This is a genomic window from Rhizobium sp. C4, from assembly GCF_021026315.1.
Taxonomy (GTDB): domain Bacteria; phylum Pseudomonadota; class Alphaproteobacteria; order Rhizobiales; family Rhizobiaceae; genus Ensifer_A.
Genome location: NZ_JAJNCX010000013.1, coordinates 124,904 through 142,168, shown reverse-complemented (window position 1 = coordinate 142,168; position 17,265 = coordinate 124,904). Strand labels below are relative to the sequence as shown.

The window sequence follows — 17,265 nt, the reverse complement described above, 5'->3', positions numbered from 1 at the left end:
CGCCCAAAACCACCCAAAGCCGACAAAGAACAACCCAAAAGCCCGGAAAATCAACAACCGGGCTCGAAAAGCTGCGTCTTCAATCCTCAAAATCCCAACAAGTGCGAGTTATGCAATGGTCCCACAAGGGGAGAGGAGAAGGCGCATCACTCCGCCGACTTGATCGACGCCAGGATCTTCCCCACCGCTTCGGAATTCTTCTCTTCTTGACCGGGCGTGCCCCAATAGGTCAGCACGGCGACGGTCTTTTCGTTCAGCACGAGGGCGGCGAGGCCGACGGAGGCGGGGCCGTCCTTGTCCTTGCCGGACCACTCGATATAGATGATGTCCTTGCCGTTCAGCTTGTCTTCCGTGTATTTCTGCGTCTTTTCGTCGATCGTCACGCCCTGGCTGTCGAGGAACTTGGCGGCTTCGTCGATCATGTCGCCGGTCTTCTTCGGCGAGGCGATGTCGATCGAGAGGTAGACGGAGTTGTCGGCCGAATTGATTTCGATGCCGGTGCTGGTCTCGTTGGTCTTCCAGTCGTCCGGAACGTCCGCGGAGATGATCGGGCGGTTCGACGGGATCTGGACTTCGCCGGCAAAGGCGGCGGTCGAGAGAAGGAGGGCCGCTGTTGCGACGAACAGTTTCTTCATGGTGTGTCCCCTTGAGCCTTGCAGGCGCCGGTCAGATCCTGGCGTCCATGCGGTCGGTTTGTTGTTCGGTGGAAGCGGAGATGACGACGCGCGTTTCCGTTGCCCGCGCGCAGCTTATGCGGCGGGGCAGATTTATATAATCCTTCCCGCGCCCCTTGTGGCGTGGGGGCGGGAAAAATCCCAAAAATATCGTGCGGAAATGCTGCGCTGAGCCGTGCCTGCGGCTCAGGCGGCCTTGCCCTGCCGCTCGGCCAGCGCGCGCAGGCAGGCTTCGAAACCCGTCAGGTCGGTGTAGAGCGCGTCGGCGGCTGCCTTGTGGGCGATGACGGGGCCGCCGCGGCGGGTGACGCCGCCATGCAGCATGAGGTTGTCGATCATGTCGAAATCCTCGAGCGACAGGCCGTCCGGGCCGCGCTTGTGGCCGTCGGCCGCAAGCTCGACCTTGCCGTCATAGAAGTCGACCGTGCGGGCATAGTGGGTCTCGGTCATGTTGGTATAGGCGGCGACGAGCTTGCCGCTGGCGCACATGTAGCCGAGCTCGAAGACCGTGCCCGGGTCTGCGGCGATGCCGCGGAAGGGCGTCAGGTTGGCAATCACGCCATCGGCGTCGTTCATGAAGCTCTCGTCGACCGCGCTGATGTTGAGGCCGAACTGGTGGCGCGTCGGCGCGGGCTCGATGGCGAGGTCGCCGGGGCAGAGCGGCTCGAAGCCATAGGCGCGGGTGAGGGCCGCCTTGGCATCCAGAACGTCGCGGGCATTGGGGAGAAAGACTTCGGGTCCGGCGAGATAGATTTTCAACATGAAGAGACCGTCCAGCGGGGTATGTGAATGGGAGCGTGTCCCTTCATAAGGCGCTGGACGGTCTTGTGCAATGCAGGAGAAATGCGGGCCGGGCGCCCGTTACTGCGCCAGCTTGATCGAGTCGAGGATCTTGCCGATTTCCGGCATGTGCTTGTCTTCCTCGCCCTGGGTTCCCCAATAGGTCAGGACCAGAACCGTCTTCTCGTCGAGGATCAGCACGGCGAGACCGATGGAGGCGGGGCCGTCCTTGTCGGTGCCGGACCAGCTGATATAGACGATGTCCTTGCCGTTCAGCTTGTCTTCCGAATATTTCTGCGTGTTGGTGTCGATCTTGATGCCCTGGTCATCCAGAAACTTGGCGGCGTCATCGATGATGCCGTCCATCTTCTTGGGCGAGGCGAGGTCGACGGAGAAATAGACCGCGTCGTCTTCGGACGTGCCTTCAATGCCGGTGGCCGTCTCGCTGGTCTTCCAGCCGCTGGGCATGTTGAGCGTTGCGACCGGGCGGTTGGACGGAATGTCCCACTGCTTGGCATGGGCTGCGGTGACGAAAAGGAGCGCGGCCGAGACCGCAATGATAAGCTTTTTCATGAAATGGATCCCCTGGAGGCTTTGTAGCAAGGCGAATCTACTAGAGATTCCAGACCTGCGGTAGGGGGCTGGATTGTCGTTCTGAAACAATAGTTAAGGGGCGGCGGATTGCTCCGGCCGCCCCCTGGCAAGCGGACCGACAGATCAGGTGCGCTTACTTGGCGGACTTGATCGAGGTGACGATCGAGTTGATCTCGGCGCCGTGCTTGTCTTCTTCGCCCTTCGTGCCCCAATAGGTCAGCACCAGAGCGTTCTTTTCATCGAGAAGGACGAGGGCGAGGCCGATGGTCGCCGGGCCGTCCTTGTCGGTGCCGGCCCAGCTGACGAACACGGCGTCCTTGCCGTTCAGCTTGTCCTGCTTCTGCTTCTCGGTCTTCTCGTCGATCTTGACGCCCTGTTCTTCGAGGAACTTGACCGATTCCTGGATCGTCTTGTCGAGAGCGGCGGCTTCGGAAATATCAACGGCGAAATAGACGGCGCTGTCGGCAGACGTGCCTTCCAGACCGGAATCCGTTTCGTTTGCCGTCCAGCCTTCCGGCATGGTGATCGAGGCAACCGGCTTTTCGGACGGGATGTTGAAATCCTTGGCCTGCGCGGCGGTGGAAAGCAGAAGCGCGGCAGCAGCGGCCATCAGAAAATGTTTCATGTGCAGTGGGTCCTTGTTGCAAAAATGCCGGCGGACCATACATGCAAAACGGCGCATGCGAGCATTCATCCCGGAAATGTTTGGGGTGCCGATGGAGCCATGGTTAAGGGATCCGAAGCGGGGGCTCAGCGCCCAGGACGCCCGGTCTTGCCCTTGGTGCGGCCCTTGCGCTTCTCGTCCATCGGGTCCTCATAGGAGCCGACGCCCGCCTTGCCGCGCACCAGCGGACGCGGATCGTCGATTTCCTTTTCGGGGATGGCGCCGCGCACCGGCTTTTCGGTGCGGCCGACGGTCATCTCGTCCAGCGTGTTCTTGCGGAACAGCGGCTTGGCCGTGTCCGTGCCGGGGCCCATGTCGTCCAGCGAAGGCTTGGCGAAGAGCGCGGGGCCCGAGGACTTGCTTGCTTTTTCCTGGCTGCGTGACTCTTCGCGGGCCAGCGGGTCGTCCATGATGGCGAGTTCGGCGGCCTTGAGGCGCTTGATCTCGTCGCGCAGGCGCGCTGCCGTCTCGAAGTCGAGATCGGCGGCGGCGTCGCGCATCTGCTTTTCCAGCGCGTTGAGATGGGCCTGAAGGTTGTTGCCGACGAGGTCGTTTGCGGTGCCGCCCTTGACGCCCTTGACCTGGATGTCGGCGCGGACATGGTCGCGCTCGTAGACGCTGTCCAGAATGTCGGAAATGCGGGCCTTGACCGATTCCGGCGTGATGCCGTTCGCTTCGTTATAGGCCACCTGCTTTTCGCGACGGCGGGAGGTTTCGTCCATGGCGCGCTGCATCGAGCCGGTGATCTGGTCGGCATAGAGGATGACGCGGCCATCGACGTTACGCGCGGCACGGCCGATGGTCTGCACCAGCGAGGTTTCGGAGCGCAGGAAGCCTTCCTTGTCGGCATCGAGGATGGCCACGAAGCCGCATTCCGGAATGTCGAGACCTTCGCGCAGCAGGTTGATGCCGACCAGCACGTCGAAAGCACCCAGGCGCAGATCGCGGATGATCTCGATGCGCTCCAGCGTGTCGATGTCCGAGTGCATGTAGCGCACGCGGACGCCCTGTTCGTGCAGATATTCCGTCAGGTCTTCGGCCATGCGCTTGGTCAGAACCGTGACCAGCGTGCGATAGCCTTTGGCCGCCGTCTCGCGGATTTCGCCGAGAACGTCGTCCACCTGGCTCTTGGCCGGGCGGATTTCCACCGGCGGGTCGATGAGGCCGGTCGGGCGGATGACCTGTTCGGCGAAGACGCCGCCGGCCTGTTCCATTTCCCAATTGCCGGGCGTGGCCGACACGGCGACCGTGTCCGGGCGCATCGCGTCCCATTCCTCGAAGCGCAGCGGGCGGTTGTCCATGCAGGAGGGCAGGCGGAAGCCATATTCGGCCAGCGTCGCCTTGCGGCGGAAGTCGCCGCGATACATGCCGCCGATCTGCGGGATCGTGACATGGCTTTCGTCGATGAAAATCAGGGCGTTGTCCGGAATATATTCGAACAGCGTCGGCGGCGGCTCGCCGGGATTGCGGCCGGTGAGGTAGCGCGAATAGTTTTCGATGCCGGCGCAGGAGCCGGTGGCTTCCAGCATTTCGAGATCGTATTTCGTGCGCTGTTCCAGCCGCTGCGCTTCCAGGAGTCGACCGGCCTTTTCCAACTCGACAAGGCGGCCTTTGAGCTCTTCCTTGATCAGCTTGATCGCCTGATTGAGCGTCGGGCGCGGCGTCACATAGTGCGAATTGGCGTAGATCTTGACGCTTTCCAGATCGCCGGTCTTGTGGCCGGTCAGCGGGTCGAATTCGGAAATGCTCTCGATCTGGTCGCCCCACATGGCGATGCGCCAAGCGGCATCTTCCAGGTGGGCAGGGAAGATTTCGATCGTGTCGCCGCGCACCCGGAAGGAGCCGCGCTGGAAATCCATGTCGCGGCGCTTGTATTGCTGGGCCACGAGGTCGGCCAGCAATTGCCGCTGGTCGAGCTTGTCGCCCACCTTCATCTGGAAGGTCATGGCCGTATAGGTTTCGACCGAACCGATACCGTAGATGCAGGAGACGGACGCTACGATGATGCAGTCGTCGCGCTCGAGAATGGCGCGGGTTGCGGCGTGGCGCATGCGGTCGATCTGCTCGTTGATCGACGATTCCTTCTCGATATAGGTGTCCGAGCGCGGCACATAGGCTTCCGGCTGATAATAATCGTAGTAGGAGACGAAATATTCGACCGCGTTATGCGGGAAGAAATTCTTGAATTCCGAATAGAGCTGCGCCGCCAGCGTCTTGTTGGGCGCGAGAATGACGGCCGGGCGCTGCGTCTGCTCGATCACCTTCGCCATGGTGAAGGTCTTGCCCGAACCGGTGACGCCGAGAAGCACCTGCGATCTTTCGCCGGATTCGAGACCGGAGACCAGATCGGCAATCGCGGTGGGCTGGTCGCCGGCGGGCTCATATTCGCTGACCATGCGGATGGCGATGCCGCCTTCCGACTTTTCCGGCCGGGCAGGGCGATGCGGCGTCCAGATCTTGCCGTCCTTGAACAGCGGATTGCCGCTCTCGATCAGCTTCGACAGCGCATCCACCGTCGCCGTGACGCCGCCCGTGGAGGCCAGCGCATCGGCCTCTTCCAGAGACAATTCCATGCCAGCCACGGGATTGAGGCCGGCAGCGGCGCGCGTCTTGGGATCGGAGGACGCGCCGATGGAGGTGCCGCGCGAGGTGCGCTTGTCGCCGACGCCCTGAACTTCCTTGAGGTTCGACCGCGTGCCCTGCTTGCCTGCCGGCGCAGGCGCGGAAGCTTCCTTCAGCGCCTTGTTCTCCACCGTCACCCGATGCGTGCCGGCCTTCGACCGGATTTCCCGCATCTCGCTGCGCCGGCTATCCGCCTCGGCCTCGGCCTCCAGCTGCTTGATCCAATCCGTCACGCTGCCTTCCAGCGGCGCCCCCTCAAAAGGAGCCTGCGGCGCCTCCTCGAAACCGGAGGAGCGGGAAGAATTTTTCGGTGATCTGGCCATGGCCGGAATATGGGACGAGTCAGGGGAAAAGGGAAGGGGGCGAGGGGCGGGAAGGGTGGGGATGCTGACAGGAAGTGGCAGGAGCGGGCCCAGGTCTGGGCGGGAAATTCGTGCTATAGCGAGGTTGGCGGTAGGGTTCGCGGTCCCGATGTGCCGGCAGAGAGATTCTCTTAAGAGTTCATTTTACAATTCCAGGTAGCTATCGGGCGTTTGTTTCGCAGGAAGATTTGAGACGCTGTCATGCGCAATTTCTACTTTCTCGCTTTGGTGACTGCGACGGTGGCCACATTCCTGCTCAGCCTTCCTTACGTAGCGCTATATGTTCTGATCATGACTGTAGGGATTACGGCACCTCTTGTAATTCCGTTGCCTATGGTTTGCCTTTGTCTTTGGGCTGCATTTCCAAGTGTAATGCTTGCAGGTAGACCTCGCTGGCGAACTTGGTCGCCTATTTTCAGTATCCTTCTATTAGTTCTTGTTATTTTTGGTCCGGGATTGGTGGCAGATTGGGAGGCAGGGAAAGACGTTGCCAAACGCGAGATTGCTGCAAGGACACCGGAGATATTTCGCGCCCCGTTTGGCGTGGAGATTGTTCGGCCCGCATCGGCAAGTCTCAGGTTTGAAGCGTCGAAACGACCCCTCGATATTTTTCTTCAGCAGAATCCTTGTTTTGACTTATGTGAGAGACTTTTGACCGGCGGCCAAGTCGCCTGGGTTCGCCTCATTGTCACCGGTGATATGGTAGGCAAGACACCTGGAGAAAGCCGCGCGTTCTTGATCCCGGGGACGCCAGACCAGTGCCGAGACATTGACCGTGATTTTCCTGCCGACCAAAGATGTGCGCTGTTCAGCGCCGACACCGGGGCACCGGCTGAACTCACACTGGTTCTCGCTGAGACTTCCTCCCATTCGAGTTTTGATTCCCTTACACCTTATGCACCAAGCCGCTACCGATCAGCGTCGGCCTATCGTGGTAATACGCGAGCCGGAACCTCGCTTTTTCATCGTGAGCAAATATTCTATGAGCGTCCGCTCGGCTTCTTGGTCTTTAATGTCGGATCGCTTGGCGCGGGTGAACGGGGCGGCGGTCTTACGTGGGACAGGAAAATGGCATCCACGAGTCCAATTGAATTGGCATCTGCCCTACAAGGGCTGGGACTTCCTCTGGGGCCGGTTCGAACGAGGGGGCCTGCTTTGACAGGAGCCACGAATGAGACGGCTGTCGTCCCAACAGCTGACGCGCAGGATGCCGCGTACGTCGCATCACTTCTGTCGACTGGACCCGAAATAGGTTATGAATATTCTGCTGCTTATAGTTTTATGATCGGCACATGGTACGAAGGGCTGCTCGCCAAGGCGGAGCTGACAAGTTCGGATTCGTCCATTTTCTGTGCTTCGCTAAAAGATCACCGTTTATTACCCGCTCGTTCGAAAGACAACGTGATCAGCAGGCACAAAATCGTCTGCGGTTGAGTGTATTTCGGCTCACGATGTGGGCATGTTACCCGGAACGTTCCCGATGCGCTTCATCAATCCCATTCCCTTCGTAAGCGATATCCAACGGTCCACCTCCTTTTATCGCGACTTGCTAGGTCTGACGGTCAGGGCAGATTTCGGCAATTTCGTTCTTTTCGAGGGCGGTTTTGCCATTCATGAAGGGCGTTCTCTTGAGCAGACGGTCTGGAGAGAGACGTTTCCTGACATGGGACCGTACGGGCGCGCAAACCTGCTTCTCTATTTCGAGCACGACGATGTCGACGCCGCCTTCGAGCGTATTGCGCCGCATGTCGAGTTGATCCACCCGGTTGAGCGACAGGCGTGGGGGCAGCGGGTGTTCCGGTTCTACGATCCGGACCGACATGCGGTTGAAGTGGGCGAGCCGCAGGCCATCTCTCCCGAAGACTCAGGGTCTGGCACCTGAAGCAAGCCTCCACCCTTGCCAACCTCCCCACCTCCCTTAAATACTCCGCCGCAAGCCCGGAACCCGTCGTGATTCCCGGCCTCGGGGGCATGCATTGATGAATCTCTTCCGCTCGCCGGGGCGCACTCTGGCGAATATCGTGTTGTTCAATCTCACGGTCGTGGTGATTGCCACGATTGCCTATATGGGCGCGGGGTGGGATTTCGACGATGCGTTCTACATGGTGCTGCTCACCGTCTACACGGTCGGCTATGGCGAAGTGCGTCCGATCGACACGACCTATCTCCATCTGGTGACGGTGTTCCTGATGATCTTCGGCTGCACGGGGATGATCCTCTTGACCGGTGCGCTCATCCAGTTTCTCACCATCACGCAGATCCGCCAAATCCTGGGGAGCAATCGCATGCAGTCGGAAATCGAGAAGCTGAAGGATCATGTCATCGTCGTCGGCTTCGGGCGCATCGGCTATATGCTGGCGCGGGAGCTCAAGGCGGCGGGGCGCAAGTTCGTCGTGCTGGAGATGAGCGAGACGCGGGCGATCGAGATCCGCGAGAACGGCTATCTCTGTCTTGTCGGCGACGGCACGCATGAGGAGGTGCTGAAACATGCCGGCATTGACCGGGCGCATACGCTGGCGTGCGTTCTGCCCAATGATGCGGCCAATGTCTTCATCACGCTTTCGGCCCGCGCGCTCAATCCGCAGATCGAGATCATCGCACGCGGCGAGGTGCCGTCTACCGAGAACAAGCTGAAGCAGGCCGGCGCCAACAAGGTCGTGCTGCCCGCCCATATCGGCGCGGAACGGATCGCCGAGCTGATCCTTTATCCGGAAGCCGCGCGGCGGCTCAGAACCAGCGCGCAGATGCAGGAGCTGGAACATTCGCTGCGCGGGCTGGGGCTGGAGATGGATGTCGTCATCGTGCCCGCCGAAGGGCCGCTCACCGGGCTTTCCATCACCGAGATCGAGACCCGCGCCCATGGCGTCTTCTTCATCGTTCAGGTCAACCGGCAGAGCGGCGAAGTCATCGCATCGCCTGATCCTTCGCTCGTCGTCGAAAGCGGCGACGGGATCGTGATCGTGGGACGGAGCGTGACGGCGGCGCGGGCGATGTTCGGGTAGGGCTCCATCGCTGCCACGGCGTCATTCTGATGGCTTAGATTAAATCTCTGTAAGCTCTGTTTTGCGCCGCATTCGTGTCAGCAAGGCATAATAATGTTAGTATTGAGATGCTGTTCAACAAGCTGGATCAACCGGCGTGGGCGTAACCACGCCTTCGTGTTTTCCATGGAGGGTTTTCCGCATGGCGCTTGCAGATGAGATGGCCGTGACGGCGCAAAGGCGTTTCGGCTTCGGGCCGGTGCCGGACGGCTGGCGCAAGGCCGGGTCCGACGCGCGAGAGACGGTTCTTTTGCAGCTTGACGGTTATAAATATTCTGACACGTCCGGTCTGTTGCCCTCGACGGACATTCTGCGCGAACTGCGCGAACGGCAACGGGAGGTGCGCGATGCGCGGGCGGCGGTCGTCAATGCCGCCGCGCCCGTGAATGGTGCGCCGGGCAATGGTGCTTCAGGCAATGGCGCGGTGGGCGCCGCTGCTGCCGGTGCGGCCAAGGCTCCGGATGGAGCCGTGATGATGGTCAAGACGCCGGACGCCGCGGCGGCCGTGACGGCCGAGAACAAGGAAATCTTCAAGCAGAAGAACGAGTTCGTTCGCATCCAGTTCGAGAATGAGGCAGCCTATCGTCAGCAGGCGGCTGTGACCTCCGACCGGCCCCTCATCGAGCGGTTGACGGATTTCTGGGCCGGGCATTTCTGCATTTCCTGTTCCAAGGGCGAGGATGTCCGGGTGATTGCCGGGGCCTATGAGCGTGAGGCGATCCGGCCTTATGTCACCGGGCGGTTTCGCGACATGCTGGGCGCGATCATGCATCACCCGGCGATGCTCTACTATCTCGACAATCATGTCTCCTTCGGCCCCACTTCCAAGGCCGGGCAGAAGCAGAAGAAGGGGCTGAACGAGAATCTCGGCCGCGAGTTGATGGAGCTGCATACGGTCGGTGTGAAGGCCGGGTACAATCAGACCGATGTGACCAATGCCGCGCGCATCATCACCGGCTGGGGCATTGCGGGCGACAAGGATCCCAGCCCCGGCGCTTTCAAGTTCGACCCCAACCGGCATGAACCGGGCGCCTTTACGGTCATGGGCACGCCCTTTGCCGAAGGGGGCGAGGCGCAGGGGGAGGCGCTGCTCGACATGCTGGCCGCGCATCCGGCCACGGCGCAGCATATTGCCGAGAAGCTGGTGCGCCATTTCGTTGGCGACAAGGCTTCGCCCGCGCTTGTCGAGACGGTGGCCAAGCGTTTCCGCGCCACGAATGGCGATCTGCGCGAGACGATGTTGACGCTGGTCAAGGCGCCTGAGGCCTGGAGCCTCGCGCCGGCCAAGGTCATTTCCCCTTATGACATGGCGATCTGTTGCGAGCGCATTCTGGCGCTCAACACGGACCCAAAGAAGGTCGTGAATTTTGCCCGCGTGCTTGGCCAGCCGCTGTGGACCCCGCGTTCGCCCAACGGCTTTCCGGACAATGACATGGCCTGGGCCGCGCCCAATGCGCTGGTCAAGCGCTTCGACTATGCGCTGCAACTGGCCGGCCAGCCGAAGACCCCGCCGGAGCCGATGGAGCTTGCATCCGCGCTCTTCGGTCCGGCGCTGAAGTCCGACATGCAGACGGCGATCAAGCGGGCCGCAAGCCGCCGCGAGGCGCTGGCCATGATCGTCATGTCCCCCGAGATTCAGGTGAGGTAGTCCCATGTTCGAATTTCTGCATCCGACCCGTCGCGGCTTCCTTCTGACCGCCGGAGCCTTCACCGCCTGGTCCTTCGCGCCGCAATTTGCCAGCGCCGCACCGGGGCGCGACCCGCGCTTTCTGACGGTCGTGTTGCGCGGTGGCATGGATGGGCTCGCCGTCATCGAGCCGGCCTTCGATCCGGATTTCGAGCGTGCTCGCGCCGGACTGATCCTGGGCGCTGACGGCACGCCGGCCGGGTTGCCGATTGCCGGCGGCTTCCTCATGAACCCGAAACTCGTCGCCTTGCATGAGATGTTCTCGCAGGGCGAGGCGCTGGCCATTCACGCGGTGGCGACGCCCTATCGCGATCGCTCGCATTTCGATGGGCAGGACGTGCTGGAAAGCGGGCTTTCCGGCACCGGTGCTGTCAGCACCGGCTGGCTCAACCGCGCCATGTCGCAGCTTGGCAAGGCGGGCAGCGTCAAGGCCGGCGGTCTTGCCATCGGGCCGACGGTTCCGCTGATCATGCGCGGCCCGGCCTCGACGCTCACCTGGGCGGCCGGCGGCGTGAAACCGGCGACGGAGGATGCACGGGCGCGGCTTCTGAACTTCTACAAGTCGGCCGATCCAACGCTGGCAAGCGCTTTCGGGCGCGGGCTTGACCTGGAACGGATCGCCTCGGCCAATGCCGGCATGAGCGCGGCCATGGGGCAGCCGGGTGCGGACCATCCGGAGGCGAATTCCAATTTCGTCAAGGGCATGCAGATGGTCGCCAAGCTCTTCACCGACCCCAACGGGCCTCGGATCGGCGCGATCGACCTCGACGGCTGGGACACACATGCGACCGAGCGGCCGGAAGGCGACAATCTCGGCAAGGCGCTGGCGGAGCTCGATGCCGGGCTCGCCGCGCTCAAGACCTCGCTCGGGCCGGCCTGGAACGAGACCGTGGTGGTGGTCGCCACGGAGTTCGGCCGCACCGTTCGGATGAATGGCACGGAAGGCACCGACCACGGCACCGCGACGGTGGCCTTCCTGGCCGGCGGCGCAGTCAAGGGCGGCCGCGTGCTGGCCGACTGGCCCGGCCTGTCCGACAAGGCGCTGTTCCAGGCGCGCGACCTTGCGCCGACGACAGATCTGCGTTCGGTGCTCAAGGGCGCGCTGCGCGATCACCTCGGGATCGAAGAGGCAGCGCTGGGCAGAGATGTTTTCCCCGATAGCGGCGCCGTAAAGCCCATGGATGGGTTGATGAAAGTGGCATGACGTCCGTCCTCCCTCCATGTGAGAGAGGTCGAACGTCGTGCCCCTTGCTCTGTCCTCATCCTGAGGTGGGACAGTGCCTCTAGCCAATCTCCCCCGCTTCAAGGGGGAGATGCCCGGCAGGGCAGAGGGGGGTATGGTGCGACACGCTCTGTCCCCATTGATGTTCTTCCGCGTGGCTCACCCCCCTCTGTCACTCCGTGACATCTCCCCCGCACGGGGGGAGATTGGCCGCTGACGGCGTGCCAAATCACTCGGAAAAAACCTTTCCCGAGTTATCCTCCGGTCTATCGCTCTTGTCCCTGTCTCTGGACGCAAACTTCCGGAGAGCCACGCTGACGCGCCGCCCTGATGGGTAGTTTAAAAATACGGCGGAGCGCCAGCGCGACCCGTCGAGATCTGCAAGGCAGGGGCTCATCCGCCCCTGATCCTCAAACGCGGGCCGCCTCGCTAAGCCGTCTGCGGAGGCAGACGGGTTCTTTGGCGTTGCCAAGCCGCCGAGCCATTCGCGGCCCATCGGGGGAGTCGTTTCGCCGAGGTTTTGTCATGCCCCAACGCTGCCCGCGTCCCCTGATGACATCTCCCGCACGTTACGAGGGACGCCACCAAGCTCTCCTCCCGCCTGAACCAGTCGTCGCTGGTCCATCCGGTGGCGGGAGAGCTACAGAATAAGCGGAGTGCAGATAGCGGGGAAATTGGGGGATGACGTCCGGTCCTCTCCCCTTGTGGGAGAGGAAGGAAAATCAGCATCTTAGCTTTAGCTAAGTGCTAGATTTTCCAGGTGAGGGGTTTCGATTTATCCTCGGCATCTGCCGCAATTCACCCCTCTACCCAAGCCTGCCACGCCAATCGCCTGCGGCTCTCGGGTAGCAGGCTATCCTCTCCCCGGTGGGGCGAAGAGGGGCTGCGCCGTCGTGCCACATTCTCCGTCATGCGCCGTGCTTGATCCGGTATCCAAGTCCGAGATGACTGCCTCGCGACTCCGCACCGAAATAATCCTTAGCGAATGGCCATGACGGCATGCGCAACCTTTTGGCAGCGTTCCCTCAGTTCGGGAAATGAGAGTTTCATCTCATGGGTTGCGACGTGAAAGAGATAACGGCTCACGTCCTCAGCGGTTATATCCTTCCCCCGGACCATGGAGCAGACAATGTCAGCGTAGGCGTCATATTCGTCTGCTACCCTTGGAACATCTGATATTCCGATCGGGTCCCAGTCCGTCAGAAGCATCTTGCGAATTGCATCTCGCTTTTTGAGGTCAGCTTCTGTGTCTAGGGAAACGAGGGGTTTCCGCGGCTGAGCGATAGTTTCACTGAACCCCAGCAACCTTTCCGCAAAATCGGCGATCGCCTGCGTGTCATCCAGATCGAACACCGGCAGCGCGCTATCCTCCACCGGGTGATCGGCCGCAATGGCCACGATATGCGGGTCTTCCGGTGCCAGCGGCACGCGGCTCTTGGCTTCGACGCGGCGGGCCTCGATCTTTGGGACGGGTTCGCGCTTGTAGCCCTCGATCACGACGATGTCGCAGGGGGCGAGGCGGGCAAGCACGTCTTCGAAGCTCGGCTCGGGGTTGCCGCGCAACTCGTGCATGATGGCGTAGCGGGTGCCGGAAACGATGGTGACTTCGTGGGCGCCGGCCTGGCGGTGGCGGAAGCTGTCGGCGCCGACCTTGTCGATGTCGAAATCGTGGTGGGCGTGCTTGATGGTCGAGACGCGGTAGCCGCGCGCCGTCAATTCCTCGACGAGGCGGACGGTGAGGCCGGTCTTGCCGGAATTCTTCCAGCCGGAAATGCCGAGGATTTTCGGGGCCTGGCCGAGACCCATCAGGTCTCTTGCGCGCTCGAAATCGCGGGGGCGGTTGACGTTGAAGAAGCTGTGCTGGGGCTCTTCGACGAAATCGACGAGGCGGACGTCGCAGGTGGCTGCGAAGGCGCGGATGGCGCGGTTTTCGCCGGTCTCCAGCCAGTGACGCAGGCGGGAGGCCAAGGCCACCGGCCAGAGCGCGAAGGCGGGTTCCGGATCGCCGCAATAGGCGGCCATCGCGATTTCTTCGGGCGTGTCGATGGCGGCTGCGAGGCGGTCGACCAGCACTTCCGGGAAGAAGGGCGCATCCGCCGGAACGACGACGAGATGCGTCGCGCCAGGCAGGGTGGCCGCGATGTGCTCAAGGCCGGCGAGGATGCCGGCGAGCGGGCCTTCCTGGCCTTCGATTGTGTCGGGCAGCAGGTCGTAGCCAAGGCTCGAAAGGGCCGGATTGCGGGTGTTGATGAAGACCGGGGAGGCCTGTGCGGCAAGGCGTGCGGCAACGATCCGCGCCAATGGTTTGCCGGCTAAGTTTTTTGCCGCCTTGTCCTCGCCCATGCGGGTGGAGCGGCCGCCGGCCAGGACCATTCCGGGAAACTTGAGTTTCGTTTCGTTGTTCATCCGTGGCTCTTCAATGCGGTGCGCGCGGTAGCGACTGGGCGGGCAGGCCGGTTCCGCGGCGGTTTTCGCGATAGAAAGTATAGATGCCCGAGGCGACGACAATGGCGCAGCCGGCGAGCATGAAGATATCCGGCAGGTCACCGAAAACGGTGAAGCTCAGCGCCAGCGCCCAGATCATGTAGGTGTAGCGGAAGGGGGCGATGAAGGAGATTTCGCCGGTGCGCATGGAGGTGATCAGGCCCAGATAGCCGACCATCAGGCAGACGGCGGAGAGCGACAGAATGGTCACTTCCATGGCGCTCGGGGCATGCAGGCCGCCGAGCGGCTGGATGAAGATGCCGGCGCCGACCATGACGGCCAGCGAGGTCATGAGCGTGACGAAAACCGTGGGAATGCCTTCCGGCAGGCGTTTGGTGGCGATGTCGCGGGCGGCGGCGGCAAAGACGCAGGCGAGCGCCAGGAAGGAGGCGAGCGAAAAGCCGTCCGGGCCGGGCTTGATGATCAGCAGCACGCCGAAAAAGCCGGCAATGATCGCGCCCCAGCGCCGCCAGCCGACCGGCTCACGCAGAAAGATCGCGGCCCCCAGCGTCACCGCGAGTGGCAGGAACTGCAGGATCGCGCCGGCATTGGCCAGCGGCAATTGGCCAAGCGCGTAGATATAGGTGAAGGTCGCCGTCACTTCGGCCAGAACGCGAAAGGCCAGCATGGGATGAAGGACTGTTTTCAGTGGTCTCAGCGCCCCCGTGTGCAGCGCCAGCAGGAAGATGAGGAAGGTCGAGATCGTGCCGCGGATCAGGATGATCTCGCCGGTCTCCAGCGTCTTCGTCGCCGTCTTGACCAGCATGTCGTTGAAGCCGAAGCCGGCCATGGCGATCGACATGTAGATCGCGCCCTTGATATTGTCCGACACGGCCATTCCGGCATGCTTTCAGCTTGGATTGCGTTCTCTTTCTTCCTTCCGGCTTATTTGCTTTTCGCCGGCGGGAAAAGCTTGAAACTCTTGTCCGCAAGCTTTTGCGGCGGATTGTCGAGATTGGCTTCATAGATCGGATCGATCTCGTAGCGCACCATGACGAACTTGCCCGCCTCGAAGCGCCAGTCGCCTGATGACCAGGCATCGCCGAGCCCGCGCCACTTGCCGAATTCAGTGATCGACTGGGTTTTCTCGTCGAAGAAGGGATTGGTCAGAAGTTATGAAGTGTCGTAGCCGGTGATGACAGGATCGTGCTTGAGCTTCGTCAGTGTCTCGTCGCCTTCGACATAGGCGACGGTGAAACTCGGGCTGGCGAAGGAGACCAGTGACAGCTTGTCGTCCTCAGCCTTCAGGACATAGAGATTGAAGACATTATAGGCGCCCGCAGAGCAGAAGATCTCGTAGAGCGTCGCCTTGTGTTCGGCCGGCGGGTTGCCATGGCTTTCCTTCCAGGTCAGCGGATAGACGCTGTCCTTGCCCATCTCGGCATTGTCGGCGGTCCGCTCGTCGCATTCGCCGGGGACGGCGGCGAGTGCGAAGCTGCGCGCTGCGACGATGGCCGGGTCTTCAGGTTTGGCGGGTTCTGCAGGTTTGTCTTCGGCCATTGCCGCCGTTGTTGTCAGCAGCGTTGCCGCCACGATCGAGAACAGCATCCGTTGTTTCAAGATTTTCTCCCCCCTTGCCATCACGAAGGCCAACGATCACCCCCCGGTGACGCTCATGTGGCGGGCGACGGCGGGGCGCTTGTGGTCGCGGTCGATGATGAAATCGTGGCCCTTGGGCTTGCGGAGGATGGCCTCGTCGATGGCGGCGGAGAGGACGGCCGGGTCGTCGCTTTCGCGCAAGACGCTGCGCAGGTCGGCCGCGTCGTTCTGGCCGAGGCACATGTAGAGCGTGCCGGTGCAGGTGAGGCGGACGCGGTTGCAGCTTTCGCAGAAATTATGCGTCATCGGCGTGATGAAGCCGAGCCTGCCGCCGGTTTCCTTCACGTCGACATAGCGGGCCGGGCCGCCGGTGCGGAAGGGAATGTCGGTCAGCGTGAAGCGCTCGGACAGGTCGGCGCGGACCTGGGAGAGCGGAAGATACTGATCGGTGCGGTCTTCCTCGATCTCGCCCATCGGCATGGTCTCGATCAGCGTCATGTCCATGCCGCGGCCATGCGCCCAGGCGATCATGTCGGGGATTTCCTGCTCGTTGAAACCTTTCAGCGCCACGGCATTCAGCTTGACCCTGATGCCGGCCTTTTGGGCCGCCTCGATGCCGGCCAGAACCTTGTCGAGATCGCCGAGCCGCGTGATTTCGCGGAACTTTGCCGGGTCGAGCGTGTCGACGGAGACATTGATGCGGCGGATGCCGGCGTCTGCCAGCTCGGGCGCAAAGCGCTCGAGATTGGAGCCGTTGGTGGTCAGCGTCAGCTCTTCCAGCTCGCCGGAATGGACCTTCTTGCCGAGCTCGCGGATGAGATACATGATGTTCTTGCGCACCAGCGGCTCGCCGCCGGTCAGCCGCAGCTTCTTCACGCCCTTGGCGATGAAGGCCGAACAGAGACGGTCGAGTTCCTCCAGCGTCAGCAGGTCGCGCTTCGGCAGGAAGGTCATGTGCTCGGCCATGCAGTAGGTGCAGCGGAAGTCGCAGCGGTCGGTGACGGAGACGCGCAAATAGGAGACCATCCGCCCGAAGGGGTCGATCATCGGCGCGCGTGCGCTCACGTCGGCGGTAACCGGATTGTGCTGGTTCAACGTCTTACTCCTCCGTCCTCAATGTGACGACGGGATTGCTTCGGGTCAAGTCGTTCGCGTGTCGCAGAAACGGTGCTTTGCGCTGCACCCTCTGTCTATTATATGGGGCAGAACACGCGCCAATCAAATTTTTGAAAGCAATGCCATGAGCCCCCGTCCGACCGCCATCAAGGTTTCCAAGGATCGCCGCACAATGACGGTGACATTCGATGACGGGAAGGTGTTTCCGCTGGCCGCCGAAATGCTGCGTGTCCTGTCTCCCTCGGCGGAAGTGCAGGGTCACGGGCCGGGGCAGAAGGTGACGGTGCCGGGCAAGCGCAATGTCGAGATCATCAGCGTGCAGCCGTCGGGCAATTATGCGGTGCGCATCGGTTTCGACGACATGCATGACAGTGGCATCTATACCTGGGTCTATCTGCGCCAGCTGGGCGAAGAGGGCGATGCACTGTTTGCGGATTACCTCGCCGAGCTGACGGCCAAGGGCATGGCGCGAGGCTGAAC

15 protein-coding genes and 2 pseudogenes are annotated in these 17,265 nt (G+C 61.9%); 6 read left to right on the top strand and 11 right to left on the bottom strand.

Translation table 11 applies throughout. The features are described 5' to 3' along the window. Positions 1–146 precede the first annotated feature (146 nt). The 5 genes from LQK84_RS20355 to uvrB form a co-directional block, all read right to left on the bottom strand. The gene (locus LQK84_RS20355) at positions 147–635 is read right to left on the bottom strand and encodes a histidine kinase (protein WP_230830555.1); all 489 of its coding nucleotides are present in this window, start codon (positions 633–635) and stop codon (positions 147–149) included. A gap of 225 nt (positions 636–860) precedes the next feature. Further along, positions 861–1,436 carry a nucleoside 2-deoxyribosyltransferase gene (locus LQK84_RS20350; protein WP_230830554.1) on the bottom strand — a complete coding sequence of 192 codons (576 nt, stop codon included), beginning with the start codon at positions 1,434–1,436 and terminating at the stop codon, positions 861–863. A gap of 99 nt (positions 1,437–1,535) precedes the next feature. After that, a complete protein-coding gene (locus LQK84_RS20345; protein ID WP_230830553.1) occupies positions 1,536–2,027 on the bottom strand; it encodes a histidine kinase in 492 nt (163 codons plus the stop codon). A 154-nt stretch (positions 2,028–2,181) separates the two neighbouring features. Further along, positions 2,182–2,673, bottom strand: a complete 492-nt coding sequence (locus tag LQK84_RS20340; RefSeq protein ID WP_230830552.1) for a histidine kinase — start codon at positions 2,671–2,673, stop codon at positions 2,182–2,184. Positions 2,674–2,798: 125 nt separating this feature from the next. Beyond that, on the bottom strand, positions 2,799–5,657 hold the full coding sequence (gene uvrB, locus LQK84_RS20335) for an excinuclease ABC subunit UvrB (RefSeq protein WP_230830551.1): 2,859 nt from the start codon (positions 5,655–5,657) through the stop codon (positions 2,799–2,801). A 240-nt stretch (positions 5,658–5,897) separates the two neighbouring features. Between uvrB and LQK84_RS20330 the strand changes: the two genes are divergently transcribed. The 5 genes from LQK84_RS20330 to LQK84_RS20310 all read left to right on the top strand — a co-directional run bounded on the left by LQK84_RS20330 (position 5,898) and on the right by LQK84_RS20310 (position 11,628). After that, positions 5,898–7,130: a hypothetical protein gene (locus LQK84_RS20330; protein ID WP_230830550.1), complete on the top strand. Its 1,233-nt coding sequence runs from the start codon at positions 5,898–5,900 to the stop codon at positions 7,128–7,130. Positions 7,131–7,176: 46 nt separating this feature from the next. Next, the gene (locus LQK84_RS20325; protein ID WP_230830549.1) at positions 7,177–7,578 is read left to right on the top strand and encodes a VOC family protein; all 402 of its coding nucleotides are present in this window, start codon (positions 7,177–7,179) and stop codon (positions 7,576–7,578) included. Positions 7,579–7,675: 97 nt separating this feature from the next. Then, positions 7,676–8,698 carry a potassium channel family protein gene (locus LQK84_RS20320; RefSeq protein WP_230830564.1) on the top strand — a complete coding sequence of 341 codons (1,023 nt, stop codon included), beginning with the start codon at positions 7,676–7,678 and terminating at the stop codon, positions 8,696–8,698. 181 nt (positions 8,699–8,879) lie between these two features. Continuing rightward, positions 8,880–10,385, top strand: coding sequence for a DUF1800 domain-containing protein (locus tag LQK84_RS20315; RefSeq protein WP_230830548.1), 1,506 nt, complete (start codon positions 8,880–8,882; stop codon positions 10,383–10,385). A 4-nt stretch (positions 10,386–10,389) separates the two neighbouring features. After that, entirely contained in the window at positions 10,390–11,628 is a 1,239-nt protein-coding gene (locus LQK84_RS20310) for a DUF1501 domain-containing protein (RefSeq protein WP_230830547.1), read from the top strand. A gap of 1,305 nt (positions 11,629–12,933) precedes the next feature. Here LQK84_RS20310 and mobB read toward each other — a convergent pair. The 6 genes and pseudogenes from mobB to moaA all read right to left on the bottom strand — a co-directional run. Then, a pseudogene (gene mobB / locus LQK84_RS20305) lies at positions 12,934–13,452 on the bottom strand (molybdopterin-guanine dinucleotide biosynthesis protein B); the annotation flags it as partial. 30 nt (positions 13,453–13,482) lie between these two features. Further along, positions 13,483–14,019 (bottom strand): annotated as a pseudogene (mobA, locus tag LQK84_RS20300) (molybdenum cofactor guanylyltransferase MobA); the annotation flags it as partial. A gap of 43 nt (positions 14,020–14,062) precedes the next feature. Then, complete coding sequence (locus LQK84_RS20295; protein WP_230830546.1) at positions 14,063–14,968, bottom strand: DMT family transporter; 906 nt, start codon at positions 14,966–14,968, stop codon at positions 14,063–14,065. Between the two features lie 47 nt (positions 14,969–15,015). Continuing rightward, positions 15,016–15,240 (bottom strand): DUF1176 domain-containing protein, encoded by a 225-nt coding sequence (locus tag LQK84_RS25275; RefSeq protein ID WP_330166429.1) that lies wholly within the window; start codon positions 15,238–15,240, stop codon positions 15,016–15,018. 3 nt (positions 15,241–15,243) lie between these two features. Beyond that, positions 15,244–15,690 (bottom strand): hypothetical protein, encoded by a 447-nt coding sequence (locus tag LQK84_RS20290; RefSeq protein WP_230830545.1) that lies wholly within the window; start codon positions 15,688–15,690, stop codon positions 15,244–15,246. Between the two features lie 36 nt (positions 15,691–15,726). Continuing rightward, on the bottom strand, positions 15,727–16,716 hold the full coding sequence (gene moaA, locus LQK84_RS20285; RefSeq protein WP_230830563.1) for a GTP 3',8-cyclase MoaA: 990 nt from the start codon (positions 16,714–16,716) through the stop codon (positions 15,727–15,729). Positions 16,717–16,909: 193 nt separating this feature from the next. Here moaA and LQK84_RS20280 point away from each other — a divergent pair, with 193 nt between their 5' ends. Then, positions 16,910–17,263 (top strand): gamma-butyrobetaine hydroxylase-like domain-containing protein, encoded by a 354-nt coding sequence (locus tag LQK84_RS20280; protein WP_230830544.1) that lies wholly within the window; start codon positions 16,910–16,912, stop codon positions 17,261–17,263. The last annotated feature ends 2 nt before the right edge of the window (positions 17,264–17,265 follow it).